Genomic DNA, 23,367 nt, shown 5'->3' with positions numbered 1-23,367 from the left:
GAAATAAATTGTTCTTCATACTCCTCATGTTCAACAATTTTTGTGCAACACTTCTATGAATTCTGTATATGATTTGCAGCGAATAAGCTGCTGGACGAGCTGTTCATTATTTAAAATTTCAAGCAAAATATGATACATAGTCTGTAAATCTTCTGATTTGGTGCGCTGTATACAGAGCATACAAATAAACTGGACCGGCTTGCCATCCCAATCGATTGCTTTTTGTAATGTACAGATGGCCCAAAACGTAGAATCTGCGAAAGGTTCCATCGGATGCGGGATCGCGACCAAGTTGCCAAATGAAGTGGGGGAAACGGCTTCACGCTCTATTACAGATTGCAGGAGGGGGCCTTTTACAAGATCTGCTTCGTGTATTTTTTCGGCTATAAATTCAAGCACTTGGAGTTTGTTCTCAAACTTCTGCTGAAGAAAGACCAATTTTTTTCGTACATACTGCACAGCAGGAAGTCTGGCCTCAGAAATGGCTTGCTCAATTTTAGTAATATCGGAACCGCCCAAAAATGTATTCACATGGATCATGGGGATAGAAAGCGGTTCTGAAATGGGGATCGTGCTAATGACAAAGTCCAGTGTATCCAACGGCATTTGTTTCAGCTTATAAAATTCAGTGGTTCCTACGATATCCAACCTGGAACCGAAGACCGATTGAAGCTTATAATACAGCAGCTTAGCGCTGCCGAGTCCAGAAGCACATACGATCATACATCTTTTGGGCGCGTCCTCCATTTTCTTTCTTTCCATCGCGACTCCGATATGAATGGCTAAATAACCAATTTCATTTTCCTCGATGTGTATATGAAGCCGCTGCTTGATGACTTCCGCAGCAATGATACCTGCTTCAAAGGCAAGCGGGTAATTGGCTTTGATTTCATCCAGCATAGGATTACGCAAATTCATTCCGTATTGATAACGGTTGATCACCGGTTTGAGGTGAAGGCAAAATGCAATCAGCAATTCTTGATCGTTATGAATGTTCATCTTCAACTGCTGATCAATTTGGTTTAGTATTTCGATAGTCAGTTCGTAGATATCTTTATCAATGATCTTTTTAATCTCCACCTCATCCATACGGGCACTAACGACGGTCCTTACACCCAACAGGTGAACAGCAATGTACGCAACTTCAACAAGTGGAAAGGAGTGCTTCATGATTTGTTCCAAGGCGGATACGATCTCAGTCGCCACCCTAAACTCTTTCTGCGCTTCGATTTTTTTCATCTCTTGCGGATAATACGACACATACCTTTCTTCGCGAATACGCTTACATGCTATAGCAATATGAATGACCAGATTGTTCAGGGCAATGTCTGACAACTGAATATCATGGATTTCAATACGATCCAGAATCACTTCTCTTATGAATTCCATCTCTTCGTTAGAGATCAGAAGAGGGGGTGACACCTGCTGCTCGCCTATTTCATCTAACCTGTTAAATATATAGTCGGAAATGCAATAACGCAGTTTGGCCTCATTACCTTTGACTCGAATACCATGATAGGGTCTATTCTCCAGAGATAGTCCGTAAGTTGCCAGTAACTTGCGCAGTTCTTTGAGGTCATTCTGTAAAGTAGATCGACTAACATACAGGATCTCGGCTAAATCATCAAGTTTGACATATGCATTGGTAAGCAACAGCTTTTTCATTAAAAAACGGTTTCTAGCTTCAGAAGAACTCGCTAATGGATAGGGCACATGATGATCATAATCCTTTAATTGCTTCAGTAGATGATGAAATGCTTGTTCGTCCCGAACCTCTAACTTGTATCCTGTTCCTTTAAGGGGCTTAACTGCTGCTCCATGCTTTGACAACAACGCACCCAATTCCTTTAAATCCGTTCGTATCGTTCGAGAAGATACCTTCAATGCATTTGCCAAGTGTTCTCCTTTGACCATCTGTTCTGCAACCAGTATACGAAGAATATCAAAAATACGCACAACGAGCCCCCTTTCTTAGCTGTTCTGATGAACAGTATACAACGGTTAGAGCGTAACCAAAAGAAGGATTAACAGCAGCGTGAATGCTAGATGACCTTGACACACTAGCAGATTCGGGGATATAGTGGATACAATAAGTCTTTGATTGAGGTGTAGTTATGAAATTTACAAAAGCAACGAATTATGCTCTGCACACTATGCTCATGCTCGTTACTGATTCGTCGGTGAAGCCGGTAGGTGTTCAGCAACTAGCCGAATCCCAAAATGTTTCACCAACTTATCTTTCGAAAATTTTGACAAGGCTTGTGAAGGCTGGGATGATCGAATCGGTTTCTGGAGCCAATGGAGGCTATCGACTTTCTCGTCATAAAGAGGACATTACCTTTTTGGATATTATCCATGCCATTGAAGGAACCAATTCTTTGTTTGAATGTGATTTTGTCCACGGCTCCGAGTGCCTGATTCAAGCTGTAATGAGGGAAGCAGAGGAGAAAATGGAACGACATCTTAAAAATACGAAATTGTCCGATTTGGCGCAAAAGCAAACGCAAGTTTCAAAGTAAGCGACTTTATATAGAAAGAGGGTGGTTGCCAGTTATGTAAAGCTTTTTTTTTGTTTTATTGCAGACATAAAGAGTCTTTAATATCTCTTAAAAGGAGTTGGGTGTTATGCTGTACGATTGCGCTATTATTGGCGGAGGGCCCGCCGGATTGAATGCAGCCCTCGTGCTTGGCAGGGCCAGAAGAAGTGTGGCTTTGATTGATAATAATCGGCCCAGAAATGCGGTTACGCATGCGTCGCACGGTTTTATTACGAGAGACGGCGTAACGCCGGCCGAGTTCCGCCGTGTAGCTTATGAGGAAGTGTTGCGTTATCCGTCTGTCCATCATCTGCAAACCGAGGTTGTTTCGATTACAAAAAACGAATCTGGCTTTGAGGTACTTGATTCGTCAGGCCATCGCGTTCAAGCGCGGAAATTGATATTGGCGACGGGCGTAAAGGAGATATTCCCCGAGATTGAAGGTTTTTATCCGTTATACGGGAAAAGTTTATTTAATTGCCCTTATTGCGACGGCTGGGAGTTGCGGGATCAACCGCTTGTCCTCGTCTCTGAATCGGCAGCTATATTTCATACAGCCAAACTACTCCTTAACTGGAGTAAGGATTTGATCGTCTGTACGAATGGTCAGGCATCCCTGTCGGACGAGCAAAAAGAACGGCTCTATTCTAAAGGAATCATCGTAATGGAGCAACCTGTTGCGGCGTTCATCGGTCACAATGGAAAGCTTGAGCATGTGCGCTTTACGGATGGCACTCAAGTCCCGAGGGTCGGCGGCTTTGTGTCTCCCCAGTTTGTACAAAGTGCACCGTTTGGAGAACGTTTGGGCTGTGAAAGAACGGAGTCGGGCGGGATCAAGACGGATGAAGCGGGGAGAACCTCCATACCTGGTGTATATGCTGCTGGGGATTCATCGTACTTCATGCCTTCCCAGTTGATTTTTGCCGCGGCCGACGGCAGTCGAACCGCTGCGAGCGTAAATATGGATTTGACAGAGGAAGATTTCAACGAATAACGATAAATTTGAATATCCCATATGGAGTCCGAAAATAGAAATGGCCGCCAACACGGCGGCTTTATTCTAAAATCATAGAGAGAGCAAGCAATAATAAACCAATGATCATAGGTCATTTCAAGGCTACACAAGATCTTCTTTCAATAACCTCCGTATTCACAAGAACCTGGGTATGATGCCCCTGATGATTGTTAAGCCTCTCCATAAGCAAGTTTACAGCAGTTCGGGCCAAAATATCCTTTTTCACATGAATGGTTGTGAGTTCCGGGCTAATCACCTTGGCTTCATGAATATTATCAAATCCCATGACGGAAATTTGCTCAGGCACTCGAATATTCATTTCTTGAAACGTTTTAATGGCACTGATCGCCATATAATCATTTTCACAAAATAGGGCCGAAGGTAGCTCATTCAGTTCATGAATAGCTGTTTTAAATGCGTCCTGTGACATCACAAGCATGGGATGCATATCAAATGTAAGCCCATTTTCTATGGAAAGATTGTGCTCCTCTAAAGCAGCCATAAACCCTTCCTTTCGTTTTGTAAAGTTAAGAATCCTCGTACTGGATTGTACGTATCCTATCTTTCTGTGTCCTGACTGAATTAAATATTGGCCTGCCTGATACCCACCAAGATAGTTGTTAATAGATACGAAACTGGCATCGACGTGTTCAAAGCAAGTATCCAGAATCACAATATTGGAATGAATGGATTGTATGGAATGAATAATCTCAGAAGTTAAATTGGTACCGAGCAGAAGTATGCCTGAAGAAGGCTGATCTTTTTCCAAAGCAGATAATTCTTCTTCGAGGCTATGGCTATCAAAAGAAGAAAAAATCAAGGTGTTTCCATGTTCTCTCACCTGATTGGTAATATGATGAATTAACTCATTGAAAAATGGAAGTGAATCATAATGCTCTGTTACGATGTCTGTATTTTTACAGGCCACAAAGCGTATCACATGATGATTTTTAATAACTTCCTTGCTTGTCTTCATGGTGCGTGGTTTATATCCATGCTCTTGGGCTATTTTTAGAATTTGCTCCTTGGTTTCTTCACTGACTCCGGGTTTGTTATTAAAAGCAAGAGAGACAGCAGATTTTGAAACACCTGCAAGCCTTGCAATATCATCAATTTTCAATGTGGAACCCCCTATTGAACTAAACTACATAAATTATATCATTACTCTGCAAGAAAGTTTAGCTTATAAACTAAACTAAACTAAATAACTGAAAATAAAAATTTGTTGACCGTTTATGATTTAAAGTGTTAATATTCAAGTGTAAAGCGCTTTAATTTAGTTTATATTGCGAAATGATCATATAAATTTAGTTGTTTATTTAGTTTTGTTTAGAGAAAGTTTTGTGAATACAGCAAGAGAGGAAGGGTGATTTATTTGAGTTTAAACATGGCTGAAAATCAAAGAAGTTTTACAAAAGAGGAAAAACCTTTTTTTTATTTGGCAGATACGGTTTGGAGTGTATTTACCAACGCGACGATAGAGGAGTGGAGCGATTATCTTGACTATCGGAAGATGCAAGGTTTCAATGTGTTGCAAATCAACATGCTCCGACAATGGGATGCAAGTGAATCGGATCTGAATCTACAGCCGTTTGCATTACTGGAAAATGGGGATTTCGACTACCATACATTAAACGAAGCTTATTTTGACCGGGCAGAAATCATGTTGAAAATGGCTGTAGAGCGTGGATTTGTTCCGGCCCTGGTTCTATTGTGGTGTAACTATGTGCCGGATACATGGGCTGAAATGTTCCAAAAGGGTAATAAAATGCCGTTTGAATGCGTTGAACCCTATGTAACGTACGTCGTAAACCGTTTTTCTCCATTTGATCCTATTTTTCTGATCAGCGGGGATAGTGATTTTCCGACCGAACGTGCCAATTCCTATTATTTAAAAGCACTGGAAATTGTACAACAATTAAGCCCTGCAAGCTTAACTACGCTGCATATTCAAGGAAGATTGAGAGAAATTCCTCCAGCCTTTGAGAAACACCAGGGTCTTGGATTTTATATGTATCAATCAGGACATAATTCCGAGTTTCAGCATGTGGGCCATGAGATTGCTCAACATTTCTACCATAAGCCGGATATACGGCCTGTCATTAATGGAGAGCCATGTTATGAACAAATTAGTTATAGCCGCAATGTGTATGGCAGATACACAGCACTGGATGCCAGAAAAGTAGCATGGCAAAGCCTCCTTGCAGGCGGGGGTGCGGGCATTACCTACGGAGCGCATGGCATTTGGAGCTGGCACAAAAAAGGAAAGAAATTCGGCATTGTAGAAGGGGAAGGATTCGATAGTCCCTATGATTGGAGAACAGCATTACGATTTGAGGGCGCATGGGATTACTCCTTTATTAAATATTTGTTTGAAATGTATAACCTGATTGGCGTAAAACCGTTGGATATTGTTTTAAACAAGACAGAGGAAATTAGAGCTGCGGGGAACGAGAATACCATTGTCTTGTATGTCCCGGTTAACACGAAGGTACGGCTAAGTATCAACGTGCAGGATTACAAGTTTACAACGATTGATTTAGCCGGGAAGCGGTTTGCCCAAACCGATGTGTCCGTCCAAAAGGATCAATCGGTGATAGACATGCACAGCTTTGAAAGTGATGTTGTCATCATCGGAACGAAATAAAAACAGAGAAGAATGTGGATGGAGTGAAGCAACATGTGGAAAATCGGCGTCATTGGAACGGGATATTGGTCGGAAAAACATATAAAAGCATGGCAGTTTATCTCGGATGTGGAAATCCAAGGATTTTGTGATCGAAATAAAGGCTTACTTTTTGAAAAAGCAGCTCAATTCCATATCCCTACTGAATATTGCTATACCAGTCTGGAGGAAATGCTAAGCGAAGCGGATATTGATGTCGTGGACATCATTACACCTCCTGAGACACATCTGGAACTGGTTCGACTGGCGGCCGCAGCCGGAAAACATATGATGTGTCAAAAACCTTTTGCACGTTCTGTAGAGGAAGCTGAGCAAATTGTAGGTATTGCTGAAGCAGCAGGAGTCAGACTTATGGTGACCGAAAATTGGCGTTGGCTTGAGCCTTTTCAAATTATAAAAAAATTGCTGGCAGAGAATATCGTTGGGAATATGAATGTTATACGTTATACGCATACCGATTTTTATTCGCCGAGGTTTGCTCCGGAAAAAGAGCTGCCGCAGCCATTTTTCAGAGATATGCCCAAGCTCTTGTTTTATGAAATGGGAGTTCATTGGCTGGATACTTGGCGTTTCTTATTCGGTGAACCTCAGCGTTTGTATGCGGAAACCAAGCGAGTCAGCCCCTACACACAGGGAGAAGACACGGGCATTATTATGTTAGGTTATGAACATTATTTTGGTCTTATGGACATGAGCTGGGCGACTCGTAGGGAACTGAATGGGCAGCTTCCAGAGCAGGTCCTTCCCGATCATAAAGAACAGCTGGTGATTGAAGGCGATGAGGCTAGCCTAAAACTGTATAACACAGGTAAATTATGTCTCATTAATAATCAGGGAGTCGAAAAAGTATTGGTTGAAAAGACTGAATTAAACTATGAGGAAAGCCATAAAAAGCTACAGGCTCATTTTATAGATTGTCTCAACACGGGAAAAGAATTTCAAACGAGTGGTCACGACAATATCAAGACCCTTCAGCTTGTATTCGACACCTATGACAGCGCAGAAAATCATAAAGTTCATGTGTATTAAGAGGCAAAAGGATGTCCATTAACGATATTGTGATGTATGTTATCGCTCTTTTTTTAGTGCTGGGTGCATTGGATCAATGCTTGGGAAATCGCTGGGGGTTGGGACAAGCCTTCAACAATGGGCTCATGACCATGGGTTCTCTTGCTCTGGTCATGATAGGAATTGTTTCTTTGGCTCCTGTACTCGCCTCATGGTTGATTCCTATTGTTTCACCATTATATGTGGCAATGGGTGCCGATCCGGCATCCTTTGCCAATACGATATTGGCGGTAGATATGGGAGGATACGCGCTTGCGGCAGAAATGGCGCACAGCCAGCAAGCGGGTTTATTTTCCTGGGTTTTTCTGGGGACCATGTTTGGCCCAACGCTCGTATTTACGATTCCGGTTGCCCTCGGCATTTTGGGAAAAGAGGATCATCCATATTTTGCAAAAGGTATCTTGATCGGTATCAGTACAATTCCCGTTGGTTGTTTCATAGGGGGAATAACCGCTGGTTTTGACGTGATAATGATTTTAAAAAATCTGATTATTCCCATGCTTCTTTCAATAATCATTATGCTGGGTTTACGTCTATTTACGGAGCTTACGATCCGATTGTTCAAGTGGTTTGGTAACGGCATTAGGCTTCTATCCCTTGTCGGTTTGGCAGCGATTGGGGTCGAAACCTTAACTGGATTTGTGATCATTCCCAATATGGCTCCGTTGTCTGTCGGTGTGCAAACGGTTGGAACGATTGCTATTGTATTGGCTGGTGCGTTTCCGTTGGTTGCTTGGATTACAAAAATATTTAAAAATCCGCTTCAACGGGCAGGACGTTTGCTAAACATAGATCCATCGGCTACTGCGGGTCTGGTAGCTAGTCTTGCTCATAATATTCCTACGTTCACTTTAGTTAAAGAGATGGAGCCCAGAGGAAAAGTGATCAGTATTGCTTTTGCTGTCAGTGGATCTTTCGTTCTGGGGGGACATCTTGGCTTTGTAGCAGGAATGGACAAGAATATGGTGATTGCCATGATCGTGGGTAAACTTGCAGGCGGGATCAGTGCCGTAATTGTCGCAGTTATAGCACATCCAGCTACTACGAATAGAAAAATAGAAAGCGCATCCAAGAAGGAGTGAACATGATGGATCATAAAAAAACAGCCAAAGAAGTATGGAGTGCCGTGGGCGGAAATGAAAATGTGAACAGTGTCATTCACTGTGTCACTCGATTGAGATTCAAATTGAAGGATAATCAATTGCCAGATAAAGAAAAGATCAAGCAGATTGACGGTGTCATTACCGTTGTAGAAAGTGGTGGCCAATTTCAGGTGGTCATCGGGAATGAGGTTCCCAAAGTTTATGAAGCTCTTTTGGATACAATGGGAGTAAAGCATGGAGATCAGATGGTTGAAGATGATCAAAAGAATGAAAAAGCGAGCCTATTCAGCCGCTTTGTCGATGTAATTTCAGGTGTGTTCATGCCCGTTGTGGGTGTGCTCGCTGCTGTGGGGATTCTAAAAGGACTATTAGCCTTATGCACATCCCTGGGCTGGATGACTGATCAGATGGGCACGTATAAAATTTTATATGCGACAGCAGACGCAATGTTTTATTTCTTTCCGGTTATTCTAGGGTTTTCAGCAGGTAAAAAATTTGGAGGAAACCCGTATCTGTCTGCCGTTTTGGGAGCAGCGATGGTGTACCCGACCATTACTTCCGCCTTTACGGATAAAACGGCGCTGTCCTTTTTGACCATACCTGTTGTTCTGATTAATTATACTTCTTCTGTTATACCTATCATTATTGGAGCGTTCTTGGCAGCTAAGGTCGAAAAAATGATAAGTAAGTATGCACCTGCTTCCATTAAAATGTTCATGGTGCCTTTTCTGACCTTGGTCATCATATCACCGCTTGTTTTTCTGGTTGTCGGACCGATAGCAACTATAGTCAGCGATGGGTTAGCCAAAGGCTCTATGTGGATCTACCAGTTAAGTCCGGCTGTAGCTGGCCTCGTTCTGGCCGGGTTCTGGCAGGGCATTATTATCTTTGGTCTGCATTGGGCATTCATTCCAATTCTCCTGAATAATGTAGTTACAAACGGGTTTGATCCGATTAACGGTATGCTCTTCTGTACGACTTTTGCGCAAACAGGTGCGGCATTTGCCATCGCTTTGAAATCACGGGACCCTAAATTAAAACCTATCGCCACTTCTGCCACAATTGCGGGTTTGATGGGGGTTACTGAACCAGCTATTTACGGGGTTACTTTACCCGCCAAAAAACCGTTTATTTTAGCCTCGATCGCTGGAGGTATAGGAGGAGCTGCTGCAGGCTTACTCGGCTCAACGGCATATGGATTTGCCTCAGGCGGCATTTTTGGTATACCTCTATTCATTAATCCAAAAGGCATGGATGCAGGCTTCATCGGCTTTATTATATCTTTGGTAGTAGCTTTTGTAGTCGCTTTTATTTTGACCTATCTTTTCGGTTATAAAAATGCAAAACCTGCGTCTGAGATTAAAATTGCAGATGAAAACAAAGAAGAAGAAAAAGCGGTATTCAGTCCTCTACACGGTGAATTGATTCCTTTAACCACAGTAAAAGATGAAGCTTTTTCCAGCGGTGCGATGGGCCAGGGGGCCGCAATTATTCCGAAAGAAGGAGTAGCCTATGCACCATTTAACGGAACTGTTGTTACCGTTTTCAAAACCAAGCATGCCATCGGTCTTATTTCTGAGGATGGAGTTGAACTGCTCATTCACATTGGGATTAATACGGTCAGCTTGAAAGGAAAACATTTCACTTCCTTTGTGTCTGAAGGGGATACGATTCAAAAAGGGGACAAGCTGGTTGAATTCGATCCCAAAGCTATAGGGGATGAAGGATATGATATTACCACATCCGTCATTGTAACCAATACAGCCGTGTACACGGATATTTTAGTTGAAGATCCCAAGGATATTCATGCAGGAGACCGCTTACTAAAGATTAGATAGATTACAATATTCCATAATAAAAAGGCAAGTTAAAGCTGACGATGGCCCGTATATAAAAAGGGTTGTCGTCAGCTGTTTTTTAGTTACCTCACACCCAGCGTGTTCATCATCTGCCGGAAGGAGCGCACATATTTATCCGGTGCCAACAGACTAACGATTCGCTCCAGCCCTTTCCTGCGGATAGATTCGCGTTGAGGTACGTTGTTCATCAGGTCTAGTCCTTGCAGTATCGCCTGCAAGATGTCTCCCTGCTGATAAAATTTACCTGTTTCGTTGTGGTCAATGAATGCTCGTACTCCGTCTGAATCAGAGCTTAATACCGGGCAACGACAGGCCATCGCCTCAGCAACCGCATAGCCGAAGCCCTCTACCAGCGAGGTCGATAGCAGGTAGCCGCCTGAGTCGCCAATCATGGAGTAGTACAGGGGCATTTGGGCATGAGGGACGCTTTTAAAACGCTCGATAAGGGAGGACATACCAAGCTGAGCAAGCATGTTCTCGAATTGTATTTTATCCTCCGGTTGAGACAAGGTGTCATCATAAAACATCCAGATTCGAAGATCCGCTCGGTTTTGCAGCATCCAGTAAGAAATGTCGACAAAATGCCTCCAGTTCTTGTTGGGCTCCAACCGCCCAACCCAGGCAATAATCGGATTGATCGGAGGAGTGTTAGGTACATAATTAAATACGCTGGTATCCAGTACGTTTGGAAATACATAACGATTAAGCCATGGACACATGTCGGTAAATAGCTGCACCAGATGAGTTGTATTGGGCAAGAGCACCGCGTTGGCATGTCTCTGAAGATACGGAACTGCATCCGCGACCACCCAAGCAGCCTCTTCGTGAGAACCAAAGCCCTGCGATTCATAGATTAATACCCCCTGATAGCCCAACATTCGCAGTCTGGGGAGCATAGGATAATCCGATGAGACGATAATTGCATCATAGCGGTTAGTAATTACCAGCATTCGAATTTCTTCTTCAGAGGAAGTCATGAATACAGGAATATCGCCGTTCAGGTTTTGCATCCCTGTACCTTGCTGATAATAGAGAAGATGACATTCAATCCCGTCCTGCATGAGCACTTTACAGCGTTGGCGGTTCAAGGTTTCTACGCCGCCGCTCGGTATATAAAAAGTAAATAGAACTTTGATCTCAATAACCTCCTTTGCCAATCAAAAGCTCCTATACCAAGTTATTCAACTAACAGAACGGGGTGTGGGTTTCTATGGAAGCCTAGATTGAATTAGCGCATAATTATGGCTAAGGCGAGAATCGTCCGGGGAGCGCTCTGTTGCTTCTCTCGCAAATTCACAAGCTTTGTGTAAAAGGCCTAACTCGTAGCAAGCGAGGGCACCAAGATCATACAGTGTGGCGTCCCAGCAAAAATCTTCTTGCATGTACGTATCGGGTCGTGTTGAAATACGCAACGCTTCTTCAACCATATGATAGACGGCGGACCAGTTCCGTGTATGATAAGCCAGCTGAGCCATTTCCGTGTAAGGTTCACGTAAATACGGCGCTTCCGCAATAGCCCGGTATAACCAACGTGTTGCCTCCTGCCATTGTTCACTTGCTTTATAGGCTCTAGAAATAAAGCGCATCGAAGCGCTGCGTTCATCTGCCCAGCGTGCCTGCGGCATGGCAAGATGTTGTTGCAATGTAGTAATGCACTCATCCCAGCGGCCATGATACATATATTCTCGCCCCAAGTAATGCATGTTGCGGTCATCCTCGGGAAACTCGCGCACAGACTGCTCCAGCAGCGGAAGGTATTGGCTGCGGGATTTGTGCGGATCGGGATCATGATACAAGCGGAGCTGATCGGATCGAATGCTACGTTCTTCACCCTCCCCGATATATTCAAGCACCTCGTGAACCGGGCGTACCCAGCGGTAACCGTGACGAGTGTGTATTTTTTCTTTCCAGAACCATGTATAAACGGTATCTTGCCCAGGCTGTCCATGCGTAAAGGCATATAGCATCCGGGTAGTTCCTTCCTTCCAGTTACGTTCCAGCCGCGACCGCCAACCTTCCTCCCAGACTTCGTCCAGATCCGTACAGACACAAATATCTATATCGTCAGGGACCAGCCGCAGGGACTCATTGCGAGCCTTGTCAAAACGCCAAGGATTTACCTCGATACGATGCACCTCTGCACCCGCTTCGCGTAGCAGGGAAACAGTATCGTCTGTAGAGCCGGTGTCCGCTACAATGACAACATCGGCTTCACGCATGGTGTGCATCCAGCGTTTGGCGAATCGGGCTTCATTTTTGCTAATGGCATAGACAGCTATCTTGTACCGATTCGATTGTTGCATTCCGCTTGCTCCTCCTTTGACTTACTTAAAGATTGAGGGGTGAGTATGGGAGACATCTCTATTGGGGAGGATTCAGGATTGAGCTGAAAAATTGCCGATTATGCAGGACATGCGGGTCGTTGGGAACGTACATTGCAGCTTGTTCGTTGTGCCAATTCGCACGTGTGTAATCCTTCATTCGAAAATGGCAAATGCATAGCTGGATATGAGGAAACCACGTTTGGTACGCGTCCTGCACCGGGCCCATCGTGTCGGGAGGATTTAGAGTGGTAGCTATGTCGTACCAATAAATAGCTTTGGAGATCTCATTTTTATGCAAAAAATAATGACCTATCCGACAGCATAGATCTGCCCTGGGCGTATCGAAGGTCAAACTATGGAGAGCCGCGGTAATACTTTGCTCCAGCTTGCCAAGTTTTTGCAGACAGTCGGCCATTTTGCTACATGCACTAATCGCATCCTCTACCCAGCACTGTCCGGTATCCAGAAAATTCTGGTAAGCCTGCACGGCTTGCTCATATCTTTCATTATCTCTTAACTCGTTAGCGTAGTAGTAGAGGTCACGAGGAGAGAAGGCATGACCTTGGGCGAGCAACTTCTCATAAATTCGCAGATTTCTTCCTGGAGAGACTGTATGTGTTCTGGTGTGAGTTATGGCGATATCGGCATGTTGAATATTCCCGTCTACGGCGAGGTACTCATGCACGGCTCCGTGCCAACGGAATCCGGCTGACCTTCTGATCAAGCGGTTTCGGCGAAAATGTAGGGTGACATTGCCATGATCATCAAAGCCATAATGATAATTCATAGACACGGAATCGACGTTTGGTACGGCTGAGGAATCAAGGGTTTGCTTCAGCTCAAGCAGCTTGACGGCATCCTGCTCCTTCAAAATATCATCGGCATCAAGCCAGAGAATGTACTCCTGCGTAGCTTGCTCAAACGAATAGTTACGTGCAAGGGCAAAATGATCTACCCATTCAAATGGAAAAATTCGATCTGTAAAGTTGCGACATATGTCAATGGTCCGATCCTGTGAACCTGTGTCCACGATGTTGATTTCATCCACAATAGGATGGACCGATTCCAGGCAACGGCCAATCGTATTTTGATCATTTTTGACGATCATGCACAGGCTGATACTGATCAATTGAGCATCACTCCTTTGGGAACCATCTAAGGGTTCAGGTCAAACATAAAGTTGGATTTAAAAGAGGTCTGATTTATAGAAGCCCTGCCACAATCGCGGCAGGGCAAGGATGACAAAGCTTTTAATATACTGTGTGGCTTTGTCGATAAGGTATGGTACATCGCTTAAACATGATGTGGTAGAAAAGGAGGTTAGAGTCCGGTAGGCCCCGTAGGTCCAGTCGGCCCCGTAGGTCCGGTAGGCCCAATCGGTCCTTGTGGACCAGTGTCTCCTGTTGGCCCAATCGGGCCAGTAAATCCAAACGGTCCGGTAGGTCCAGTCGGCCCTGTAGGGCCCGTGTCGCCCGTAGGTCCGACAGGTCCAGTAGCGCCTGTGTCGCCGATAGGCCCGATAGGTCCAGCAGGTCCTGTATCACCCGTGGCGCCTGTAGGTCCGACAGGTCCGGTAGCACCTGTATCACCCGTGGCACCCGTAGGCCCGACAGGTCCGGTAGCACCTGTGTCGCCCGTAGCGCCCGTAGGCCCGACAGGTCCGGTAACGCCAGTGTCGCCCGTAGCGCCAGTAGGCCCGACAGGTCCGGTAACGCCAGTGTCGCCCGTAGCGCCAGTAGGCCCGACAGGTCCGGTAACACCAGTGTCGCCCGTGGCACCCGTAGGTCCGACAGGTCCGGTAGCGCCAGTGTCCCCCGTGGCACCCGTAGGTCCGACAGGTCCAGTAACACCTGTGTCGCCCGTGGCACCCGTAGGTCCGACAGGTCCAGTAACACCAGTGTCGCCCGTGGCACCCGTAGGCCCGACAGGTCCAGTAACACCAGTGTCGCCCGTGGCACCCGTAGGTCCGACAGGTCCGGTAACACCAGTGTCGCCCGTGGCACCCGTAGGCCCGACAGGTCCGGTAACGCCAGTGTCGCCCGTAGCGCCTGTGGCACCCGCAGGCCCCGTAGCACCTGTAGCGCCACTAGCGCCTGTAGCACCAGTTGGGCCGGCAGGTCCGACTGGACCCACAGCTCCAGCTGCACTTGCTTTAACAAGAGCAACGGCATCAATAGCTACATCAGCGGTGTTAGCCAAGGCATTTTTACTAATAATCAAAAAGGCATAGGCTGCGTTGGCTGGTACAGGAGCTGTTACTTCATACAGGCTTTGCCATGTTCCGTTCACAGCGTCTGGCAATGTACCTGCACTCAAATAGGTAGTTAGCCCCGTGCCAAGGAAGCTAAAGGTTGCGTCATAGTAATACAGAAAAATGTTAACTTGAGGACTGGATAGGCCTCCTATTTTTGCAGCTGAAAGGCTTAACGTATAACTTTCGCCTGGTGCAGCAAAAACGACCTGGGAAAGAGAAGCATCTACTGCGCCTCCTGCCAGGATCGCGCTATAAAAGTTTGTCTTTTTTACAGATAAGTTAGTGACAGTCACATTGACAGAGCTCCAAAAAAGGGTTGATCCGATCTCGAAGTCGCCGTTAGAAACTAGATTGGTAAATAATACACTCATCGCTTTTATACACTCCCTTCACACGTTGTAATGATAGTAGATGCGAATCCATACCTTAGCGAACCGTACAAGTTTCTGAGGGTAGATGTGTAATTTTGTGTTCACATTTCAGACACATTATTTTAAGCTTCTATTTAAGTGACGTTAAGCTGGAGTTATATGTGGGGGATTATTATTAGAATTTAAAAGTGTAGCATAAGGTGCGAGGAGACCGCTCCGCGAAGGCTTTGGGCTTCCGATCGCTGTTGCCGTGGGATTTTTCTGTGATTAAATAAGACATGTAAAGGTAAAAATCCCAAGGCAAAGGCGAACGCTGACGCTTCTCCAGCTCCAAATCCTCCGCTTCGCTGCTACCCGCTACTCATGCAACATTTTAGGTGGGAGGGAAGTAGGGGAGCAGCAGGGAGAAGATTACGATAAAAGAAAGGGTGGAACATGTGCTCAAAGTGCAGCAGGTGAGCAAGTGGTATGAGGGCAACCGGGGTGTACATAAGCTGGATTTTGAAATGCAGCGCGGTGAAATTGTTGGTTTCCTGGGGCCGAATGGTGCGGGTAAAACGACGACGATGCGCATGATTACAGGATATCTTCAACCCAACGAGGGAGTGATTACGATTGATGGTATCCCGATTCAGGATAAGGGCAGACAGGCCCGTTCCAAAATCGGTTATCTGCCGGAGACTCCCCCTTTGTATGAGGATATGTCCGTAAGATCCTATTTGAAGTTTGTAGCTAGTATTCGGGACGTGCCTGCGAGAGAGCAGAAGCTACGTATTTCGGAGATGATTTCCAGGCTAGGACTGAATGGGCGGGAAAAACAATTAGTCCGCAGTTTGTCCAAAGGGTATAAACAGCGCTTGGGACTGGCAGGTGCGATTATTCATAACCCGGATTTACTGGTGTTGGATGAACCGACTTCGGGTTTGGACCCCAATCAGATTTTGGAGATTCGTCAGCTCATTCAGGAAATTGGCGAAAATCATACGGTATTGCTTAGCACGCATATATTGCCTGAGGTGGATGCGTTGTGCAATCGTGTTCTCATCATTCATGAAGGGAAACTGGTCATGGATGGGCGCCCTGACGCGCTCGGCGGTTCGATGGAAGATGGATTCAAGGTGAAGGTGGAGGTCAGAGGGAAGCGTGAGCAGGTGCTGGATGTCCTGCGTACTTGGGGAAAAGTAGAGGTTGAATCTATGGCGGCCACGCAGCCTCCAGCGAACACGAAGCTGACTGCCGCAGAGCCAGATATGACCGGATTGCTACTCACAGGAGCCTCCGGTGAGGATTTTCGCGAAGAACTATTTTATGTGCTGTCTGATGCGAAGCTTCCGATTTTGGAGATGAAAAAAGAAAGCCTTAGCTTGGAAAATATCTTCCAGCAGTTAACGACCCGCGAGACGGAAGAAGGTCAGATCAGCGATCCAGCAGTACAAGACTTACATTCCTCGGAGAATGCAGCCCCTACGGCTATCACGGTGGAGCATGGAGATGCTGCGTCCGGCGACGATAAGGCTGAAGAAGATAAGGATACAGGAGGTAATCGGTCATGAGGCGTTTGTTCGCGGTCTGTCAAAAAGAGCTGCAAGCCTATCTGTGGACACCAACGACCTATTTTGCGCTTGCAGTGTACATGCTGCTGACGGGGTTGCTTTTTTATACAAATTTTGTTATGTATCAGCCTAGCATTCTGGACTATCGGCTGGTACTCGGTGACACCTTGTCCATGCTGGTGTTCGTCGTCCCATTACTCACGATGAGGCTGGTTGCGGAGGAATTCAGGCAAGGTACGGATGAGCTGCTGCTTACCTCCCCTGTGAGTGTGACGGAAATGATCGTGGGTAAATTTTTGGCGTCGCTAGGTATGTTGCTCATATTAGTGCTGTGCAGTCTAGCGTATCCGGTCGTGATGTCCTTTTATGGGTCGCTGGATTGGACACTGGTATTTACATCTGTGATCGGTCTATTTATGCTTGGCGCAGCCATGATGGCGATCGGCTTATTCGCTTCGACGCTTTCACAGCATCAGATGATGTCAGCGGTCGTCGGTTTTATTATTTTACTTGTGTTCTGGATGCTGGATTCGTTTGGTGGACAGACGGGTGCATCTGCGGCGGTACAGCAATGGCTGGAACCTTTTTCACTAACCGCACGGTTTGACAGTTTTACCAAAGGATTGCTGAATGGAGCCGATGTGATGTACTACGTGACAGTGGCGGTGCTCTTTTTGCTATTCAGCATCCAGGTGGTTGAACGGAAACGGTGGAGGTAATGAATATGAAAAAATGGCTGGGTCATACCAATAGTGTGGTACTATCAGTTGCTGCTATAGGTATTTTTATTTTATTGACGTTATTTCTGCGGTCGTTAGGGGGCTTTCAACTGGATCTGACGGCAGGCAAGCAGTATACGCTGTCTGACCAAACGTTGACGACCATCCAAGGTGTAAAGGAAGACGTACGGCTCATTGCTTTTACCGTATCCACTTCGCAGAATCAGAAGCTGAACCGGGATGTTACGGACATGTTGAATGAATATGCCAAGCGTAACAACAAGCTCAAGGTCGAGCAATACGATTTGAATCAGGAACCGATACTGGCTAAGCAGTATGGTGTTACTGCTGCCTCCATTGTGCTGGTGCAGGGGGAGAAGAAGCGGGTTATAGATATTGGGAGTCTATTTACGCAAGCTCAGGGGAGTGGTGAAGGGGCATACCAATTTACCGGGGAAGAAAAGCTGACTAGTGGACTGCTGGGATTATCATCTACCCGTCAAGGGAAAGTGGTCTTTCTGACTGGTCATGAGGAAATCCCATTGTCCCAAATGACTGAATTAAGCAGCTCACTGTCACAAGATAATGTGAAAACAGAGGAAGTTCAGCTTAATCAGGCGGGTAGCGTGCCCAAAGATGCGTCTGTATTGGCTATTGTCGGACCAGAACGTGATATCAGTGCAACGGAACTGAAGAGTATTCGTACGTATCTGAATGATGGCGGAAAGCTTTTTATGGCACTAGGCTTTCACCCGAACATGGGGTCCGATTGGAAAAACCTTGATGCATTAGCAGCTGATTATGGAGTGAAGGACACTCATGCCATCGTGGTGGATCAGGAACAGACGAATACACTTGGACCTCTATGGACGGTCCCTACCTTCGGCAGTCATGCGATCACCGATAAGTTGGCAGCTTCCAATCTGTACCCGGTTCTTTCACTGTCTATTGCTTTGCAGGCAGGAGAGCAGAAGGATTGGAAGACGACGCTTTTGATGAAATCTTCTGCAGCCAGCTATGGTGAAACGAATATCCAAGGGCTGCTGAACAACGAAACGCAGAAGGATGACAAAGACCCGCAGGGGCCGCTGAATCTCGGTTATGCGGTAGAAGGGAAAGACGGCAAGCCCAAAGCCGTTATTCTCGGAACGTCGGCCCTCTTAAGCGACACTGAGATCAGCACAGGAGGCAATCGAGACTTTGTGCTGAACAGTCTGAATTATGTGCAGGAACACTCTGATGGGCTCACCATTCGTCCTCGTCAGGAGCAGGATTATAAGGTAGCTTACTTGACTCCTGCACAAGCGAAAACGATATTGACCATATCTGTCATCGGATTGCCGTTGCTGTTCGCGGTCATCGGAATCTTATTATGGTGGAGGCGAAGAAGAGCATGAGAAAATGGATACCCACAGTGCTACTGTTAGTTGTATTGGGAGCGGGTATAATCTATGCAAAGAGCCAAAACTTCTTTCGTGAAACAGCGCCAGCGGCTCGCCAGCTGGTTCAGCTTACGCAAGAGAATATTACGTCTTTCGCGATCACTGGAAAGGACGGCAAGTCGGTGGAACTTGAACAGCATGATGGCCAATGGAGTATGAGCAAGCCACGGACTTACCCATTAAACCAATATACAATAGACAATTGGCTAGCGGCGATTCAAAATGTAAAGTTGGGTGAAGTGGTGGAATCTTCTCCTACAGACGTAGCCAAATATGGGATCAGCGCTACCAATGATCAGATTGAGATTAAGACCAAGAAGGGTGACGTTCGTACCTTTGCCTTCGGTGAAACGTTGCCTTCCGGAGATGCTGTTTATGTATTATCAGACAAAAAAGAGATAGCTTCTGTACCTATCGATACACTTTCAGGGTTGTTGCTGGGTGCTAATGATTTTATAGATACAACACCGTTCGATTGGGACGATACCAAGCTGAGCGGAATAGAGTGGGAAGGCCAAAATGCTTCATGGATGCTCAAATCCTCCGGTAACAGCGGAACCGGAGACAGTGCTTCCACATCTTGGACGCTGAACGGAAAGTCAGTAGCCAGTGACACGGCGACTTCCCTCTCACAGCAAATCAAAAACCTGGCCAGCAGTCAGGCCTTGCGCAAAGCCTCTGAGCTGAACAAGCCTGTTCACCGCTTTACGCTGAGCGTATCGCTGGGTAAGGATGATTCCCAGCTGGTCTATCAGGGCTGGACGCTTAACGATGATCCAGATACCGTATGGATTGTACCGCCACAAAGTAACTGGGCTTATGGTCTGTCAGTATCTGACGTGAACCGTGCTGAACAGAATGGACACGACCAAGCTCAGACTGGAAAATAATCATTAGAATTAAATTAGCGCACAAAGAGGCTCCAACGGCGGATGATCGTCGTCTGGAGCTTCTTTGTGTTCGTTACTCGTCAGGTTTGCTGCTTTTGGAAGAAGAATTGTTAGTGTCGTTTAATTCTTGGATAACCTGAATCAGCTCATGAAGTGAGAGATCCAGCTTGTCCAGCTTTTCCTCCATCGTGTGCAGGATGTGCCGCAACAAAATAAAACAAAGTCCAGCCGGAAAGCCTACGTTGGTAACCAGAGAAAGAGCATCATCCATTTGCAATGTATTCCCTCCTTTTTAGCCATATATAAAGGAAGGTAAATTAAAAGAACCATATACAACTGATTGTAAAAATAGTATAATAAATAAGAACAAGTGTTCTGATTTTGGTTGTAGAATAGGTTTGGAAATTACCCTATAGTATGAGGATTAGAAAAAGTCAAATCCAAAGAGAAAGGGTGATTTACAATGGATCAGTCTCAGCTAACATTGGTAGAACAATATCGAAAGAAGCTGTACCGCATTGCCTGGAGAATCCAGTATCGTGCTCGGGTACAAACCAATCATGAATTTGTAATGGAAAAGAACGAAGCCGTCAGCGCCCCATCTTTTACAGAATCTTCAAACTCTAATATGTACACATTACAGCTTATCAACTCTCTATCTTCTGAGATCGGAAAAATGATCATCTTTGACCTTTACATACTAGACAAAACCGAAGCACAGATTGCAAAAGAGTTAAAGCTATCCCAACAGGCGGTGAATAAATGGAAAAAGAAAATGCTCAAAGAGTTATTTCGGATGCTGAGTTCGTCCAATTGCTAAAATTAGTACGAAGTGGAGATCAGGAGGCCATGTATAGGATACTTCAATTGTTCGAGGAAGACATTCAAAAGACCAGTCGGTATATTCGTATGTCCCGTGAAGATGCTGTCCAAAGCATTGTAACTGATTTTATAGAAGAACTGCGACAAGAGTTAAAAACAGTTCAATAGAAAAGTGGACAATGGATATAGCCTTGGCTATCCTTATCCGTAGGTTTACTTATTTAACGGAGGGCTTATAAGTTTATGAGTGATAACAGGGCTTCTTTTGAGAAAAGTATGAAGATGTACCCAGTCAACAGTATTCGTTCCAATGTCATCATTCTTGTTTTATTACTGTTAGATCTGTTTCTGGTTATCCCCTTAGTGGGAAATCCATACATTGCAGTTTACGTTTATGTACTGTTGCCACCGATTGTTATGATAAACATTTGGGCTCTAGTACTGGTCATCATGCCACGCAAATTGCAGTTGAATTACATTTTATTCCGTGGGGTATTTGGTTTGATTTGTTCTATAGGCTTCATGATCATGACACAAAAGTTTGCTTATGGCATGTTGGGTCTGGATACTTCATGGTATTTTATAGGATCCTTTGCCCTTTATGGAGTCGCCTTGTATTCCTTTATAAAATATAATTTGGCGAAATTCAAAGATCCTTCAGAACATAAGAAGAAACCAAAAGTTAAGGAAAAAAACAAGAGAGCGCCTGTAGTGACGATCACCACATTTACTGGGGCTGGTTATCTGATAGCTAATGTTTCCCTCGGATTTGCTACACAACAATTAGTTGCCACAGTATTGATCAGTGTATATACTCCATGCTGGCATTTGTTCTTTTCCATTTTATTATGGATTTACACCGCTACTATTGGCTTCATAAGCTGAGGAATCAGAATCAAACAACCGATTGAACACAAGAATGGGATTACAAAGTATTACCACTATCAAGAAGTTTTGTAATGAATAATAGCCTGCAAACGCCCCATATATGTAGGGGTTCGCAGGCTTTTTAGGTTGTAGATTTATTTAGTCAACATACTTATTGCCGTCAGCATCAATATAGATGGATTGAACAGCTGTGCGCCGGTACGGATAACCTGCCTCTGTGGTGCCGCTAATTTCATAGGTTACAGAATAGATGCCGGGCTTGTCCGCTTTGGATAGCTCTATTTGTCCGGTAGGGTTAACGGTTTTTTGCTGTACCGTCAAACCTTTGGAGGCAGAAGTGACTCCTTGCTGCGGATCACCATAATATTGAACTTGGTAGGTGACTTGTGTAACGCTGTCCGGGGCATCCTGTGGTTTCAGGTTTAGCTTCGGGCCCACTGCATTCAGATTGTATTTCAGCTCAGGAACTTGAACAGCCTGGTAACGTGCAATCAGGAGATATGCTCCTTGATCAGGAACCGTGACGTTCAGTTTATAGGTGCCCGGTTTTGGATTTTGAATGACGGCGTTATGATGCCAGGCACCAGCGAAAATATCGTCATCATAGCCTGCTTTCAGATTAATAATTTCACTGGTACCGTCAGGCTTGGTTAGTTCCAGCTTACTCACACGTTTATCGCTGATCCAGTCCAGATCAATGGATTTGACACCATTTTCAACAGTGAGGGTTTCTGAGGCTTTTCCATTATAATCGCCGCCTCGGATAAAGTATGAATTATCGATCTCGTTATAGGTGGATTGTACAGCAGAAGCAGTCAGGGAAGATGCTGAAAGTGCTTCAGTTTCCTGATTCAATGCTGGAGTGTTCGCTTGGAGGTAGGGTTGGATCAGGGAGAAGACGTAAGAACCGGTACGAACCTTGGCATGATCCCAAGATCCGATTTTAACTACACGTCCGCCGGGGAGCTTAGAGTTGTCGACTGTGACCACCCCATCATTTTTACCAAAGGTTGAGAGGTAAAGTCCGCCGAGTATGTAGGAAGCAGTGCCGTCAGACCAGTTATCACCAGCAAACGTGAAGAATGGAATTGTAGTTGCGTTGCTGAGTGCATCGGTCTTGGATCGGAAATACTTCATATAAGATGTTTGTAAAGTGGAGGTACCGGGATTTTGTGAGCCGACGATGTCTGCCAGCCATCCGGCCCAGCTGCTGTAGGCGAGATCTGCAAGTTGTGAGCCATGATGGGGACTGCTAAGGGTGATGACACGTTGAACATAAGGAGCAGCTCCGTTATATACGAGAGCGGTTTGAGTATCCACTCCACCTTTGCTGTGGGCGATGACAATGAGCTTTTTTCCAAAGTGATTACTGATGACCTTGATTTTGTCGGCTAAAAGCTTACCATTGTCCCACATATCCTGGGATGTACCATTTGTATCGTACAGATTAATGGTGGCCGTCTGGTATCCGGCGTCACGTGCGCGATGAAGCATGTCGTTATTATTTTTGGTCCAGACTTCAGCGCTACTGTTCAAACCATGTACGAATAATAATGCAGGTTTGGCAGGATCAACGCGATTAGGTGGTGGGCCTTCTGCCCAGCTTCCGGCGGGATCTTTCGGGGGTTGGGGGGTAGTGGAGCCTGCAAAAGCGCCGACGGGTACAAGAGTAACGGATAACATAAAAATGAGCATCAAAACAGTGATCTTTTTCAAATTGAAAATCCTCCTTTGTAAAATAAAGTATTTTTCAAGCTTATTATACATGCCATCTTGTGGTAAATCATCAATTCTATTTCATATTTACATTAAAATTTTATTTTTTTAGTCATTTTT

20 protein-coding genes and 1 pseudogene are annotated in these 23,367 nt (G+C 45.2%); 13 read left to right on the top strand and 8 right to left on the bottom strand.

The window, feature by feature from the left end; all coding sequences use genetic code 11:
* Positions 1-30 precede the first annotated feature (30 nt).
* Complete coding sequence (locus ACWGXJ_RS19715) at positions 31-1,956, bottom strand: BglG family transcription antiterminator (protein WP_452567443.1); 1,926 nt, start codon at positions 1,954-1,956, stop codon at positions 31-33.
* Between the two features lie 158 nt (positions 1,957-2,114).
* On the opposite strand from ACWGXJ_RS19715, the gene ACWGXJ_RS19710 reads away from it, so the two are divergent.
* The gene (locus tag ACWGXJ_RS19710; RefSeq protein WP_061830056.1) at positions 2,115-2,519 is read left to right on the top strand and encodes an Rrf2 family transcriptional regulator; all 405 of its coding nucleotides are present in this window, start codon (positions 2,115-2,117) and stop codon (positions 2,517-2,519) included.
* 106 nt (positions 2,520-2,625) lie between these two features.
* Positions 2,626-3,531 (top strand): NAD(P)/FAD-dependent oxidoreductase, encoded by a 906-nt coding sequence (locus tag ACWGXJ_RS19705; protein ID WP_061830055.1) that lies wholly within the window; start codon positions 2,626-2,628, stop codon positions 3,529-3,531.
* A 112-nt stretch (positions 3,532-3,643) separates the two neighbouring features.
* Here the strand turns inward: ACWGXJ_RS19705 and ACWGXJ_RS19700 are convergent, their stop codons facing one another.
* Entirely contained in the window at positions 3,644-4,672 is a 1,029-nt protein-coding gene (locus tag ACWGXJ_RS19700; RefSeq protein WP_061830054.1) for a LacI family DNA-binding transcriptional regulator, read from the bottom strand.
* Between the two features lie 246 nt (positions 4,673-4,918).
* On the opposite strand from ACWGXJ_RS19700, the gene ACWGXJ_RS19695 reads away from it, so the two are divergent.
* The 4 genes from ACWGXJ_RS19695 to ACWGXJ_RS19680 are packed head-to-tail and all read left to right on the top strand — an operon-like array spanning position 4,919 to position 10,247.
* Complete coding sequence (locus ACWGXJ_RS19695; RefSeq protein ID WP_452567442.1) at positions 4,919-6,199, top strand: apiosidase-like domain-containing protein; 1,281 nt, start codon at positions 4,919-4,921, stop codon at positions 6,197-6,199.
* 33 nt (positions 6,200-6,232) lie between these two features.
* Positions 6,233-7,267 (top strand): Gfo/Idh/MocA family protein, encoded by a 1,035-nt coding sequence (locus tag ACWGXJ_RS19690; RefSeq protein WP_452567441.1) that lies wholly within the window; start codon positions 6,233-6,235, stop codon positions 7,265-7,267.
* Positions 7,268-7,278: 11 nt separating this feature from the next.
* Positions 7,279-8,388 carry an ethanolamine utilization protein EutH gene (gene eutH, locus ACWGXJ_RS19685; protein WP_452567440.1) on the top strand — a complete coding sequence of 370 codons (1,110 nt, stop codon included), beginning with the start codon at positions 7,279-7,281 and terminating at the stop codon, positions 8,386-8,388.
* A gap of 5 nt (positions 8,389-8,393) precedes the next feature.
* Positions 8,394-10,247 carry a beta-glucoside-specific PTS transporter subunit IIABC gene (locus ACWGXJ_RS19680; RefSeq protein WP_254350266.1) on the top strand — a complete coding sequence of 618 codons (1,854 nt, stop codon included), beginning with the start codon at positions 8,394-8,396 and terminating at the stop codon, positions 10,245-10,247.
* Between the two features lie 83 nt (positions 10,248-10,330).
* On the opposite strand, the gene ACWGXJ_RS19675 is transcribed toward ACWGXJ_RS19680, so the two are convergent.
* From ACWGXJ_RS19675 to ACWGXJ_RS19660, 4 genes are all read right to left on the bottom strand, one after another.
* The gene (locus ACWGXJ_RS19675; RefSeq protein ID WP_250260513.1) at positions 10,331-11,425 is read right to left on the bottom strand and encodes a glycosyltransferase family 4 protein; all 1,095 of its coding nucleotides are present in this window, start codon (positions 11,423-11,425) and stop codon (positions 10,331-10,333) included.
* 51 nt (positions 11,426-11,476) lie between these two features.
* On the bottom strand, positions 11,477-12,571 hold the full coding sequence (locus tag ACWGXJ_RS19670) for a tetratricopeptide repeat-containing glycosyltransferase (protein WP_069290281.1): 1,095 nt from the start codon (positions 12,569-12,571) through the stop codon (positions 11,477-11,479).
* A gap of 58 nt (positions 12,572-12,629) precedes the next feature.
* Complete coding sequence (locus tag ACWGXJ_RS19665) at positions 12,630-13,721, bottom strand: glycosyltransferase (protein ID WP_452567439.1); 1,092 nt, start codon at positions 13,719-13,721, stop codon at positions 12,630-12,632.
* A 191-nt stretch (positions 13,722-13,912) separates the two neighbouring features.
* On the bottom strand, positions 13,913-15,217 hold the full coding sequence (locus tag ACWGXJ_RS19660; RefSeq protein ID WP_452567438.1) for an NTTRR-F1 domain: 1,305 nt from the start codon (positions 15,215-15,217) through the stop codon (positions 13,913-13,915).
* Positions 15,218-15,654: 437 nt separating this feature from the next.
* On the opposite strand from ACWGXJ_RS19660, the gene ACWGXJ_RS19655 reads away from it, so the two are divergent.
* Genes ACWGXJ_RS19655 through ACWGXJ_RS19640 form a run of 4 tightly spaced genes read left to right on the top strand, consistent with a single transcriptional unit; the run spans position 15,655 to position 19,821 of the window.
* Positions 15,655-16,770: an ABC transporter ATP-binding protein gene (locus ACWGXJ_RS19655; protein WP_452567437.1), complete on the top strand. Its 1,116-nt coding sequence runs from the start codon at positions 15,655-15,657 to the stop codon at positions 16,768-16,770.
* Complete coding sequence (locus tag ACWGXJ_RS19650) at positions 16,767-17,489, top strand: ABC transporter permease (protein WP_013311725.1); 723 nt, start codon at positions 16,767-16,769, stop codon at positions 17,487-17,489. Before ACWGXJ_RS19655 ends, ACWGXJ_RS19650 begins: the two co-directional genes overlap by 4 nt.
* A gap of 5 nt (positions 17,490-17,494) precedes the next feature.
* The gene (locus ACWGXJ_RS19645) at positions 17,495-18,886 is read left to right on the top strand and encodes a GldG family protein (protein ID WP_452567436.1); all 1,392 of its coding nucleotides are present in this window, start codon (positions 17,495-17,497) and stop codon (positions 18,884-18,886) included.
* Positions 18,883-19,821, top strand: coding sequence for a DUF4340 domain-containing protein (locus tag ACWGXJ_RS19640; RefSeq protein ID WP_254350196.1), 939 nt, complete (start codon positions 18,883-18,885; stop codon positions 19,819-19,821). Before ACWGXJ_RS19645 ends, ACWGXJ_RS19640 begins: the two co-directional genes overlap by 4 nt.
* Positions 19,822-19,894: 73 nt before the next feature.
* Here the strand turns inward: ACWGXJ_RS19640 and ACWGXJ_RS19635 are convergent, their stop codons facing one another.
* On the bottom strand, positions 19,895-20,092 hold the full coding sequence (locus ACWGXJ_RS19635; RefSeq protein ID WP_223822138.1) for a YvrJ family protein: 198 nt from the start codon (positions 20,090-20,092) through the stop codon (positions 19,895-19,897).
* 192 nt (positions 20,093-20,284) lie between these two features.
* Between ACWGXJ_RS19635 and ACWGXJ_RS19630 the strand changes: the two genes are divergently transcribed.
* The 3 genes and pseudogenes from ACWGXJ_RS19630 (at position 20,285) to ACWGXJ_RS19620 (ending at position 21,554) form a co-directional block, all read left to right on the top strand.
* Positions 20,285-20,641: a hypothetical protein gene (locus ACWGXJ_RS19630; protein WP_069290276.1), complete on the top strand. Its 357-nt coding sequence runs from the start codon at positions 20,285-20,287 to the stop codon at positions 20,639-20,641.
* Complete coding sequence (locus ACWGXJ_RS19625) at positions 20,584-20,811, top strand: helix-turn-helix domain-containing protein (protein WP_081112418.1); 228 nt, start codon at positions 20,584-20,586, stop codon at positions 20,809-20,811. The genes ACWGXJ_RS19630 and ACWGXJ_RS19625 overlap by 58 nt, the downstream gene beginning before the upstream one ends.
* Before the next feature lie 75 nt (positions 20,812-20,886).
* Positions 20,887-21,554: pseudogene (locus ACWGXJ_RS19620) on the top strand (hypothetical protein).
* Between the two features lie 115 nt (positions 21,555-21,669).
* Here ACWGXJ_RS19620 and ACWGXJ_RS19615 read toward each other — a convergent pair.
* Positions 21,670-23,247, bottom strand: a complete 1,578-nt coding sequence (locus tag ACWGXJ_RS19615; RefSeq protein WP_069290274.1) for an esterase/lipase family protein — start codon at positions 23,245-23,247, stop codon at positions 21,670-21,672.
* Between the last annotated feature and the right edge of the window lie 120 nt (positions 23,248-23,367).

Source organism: Paenibacillus sp. S33, from assembly GCF_053615415.1.
This window is presented reverse-complemented; position numbering and strand designations above follow the sequence as displayed.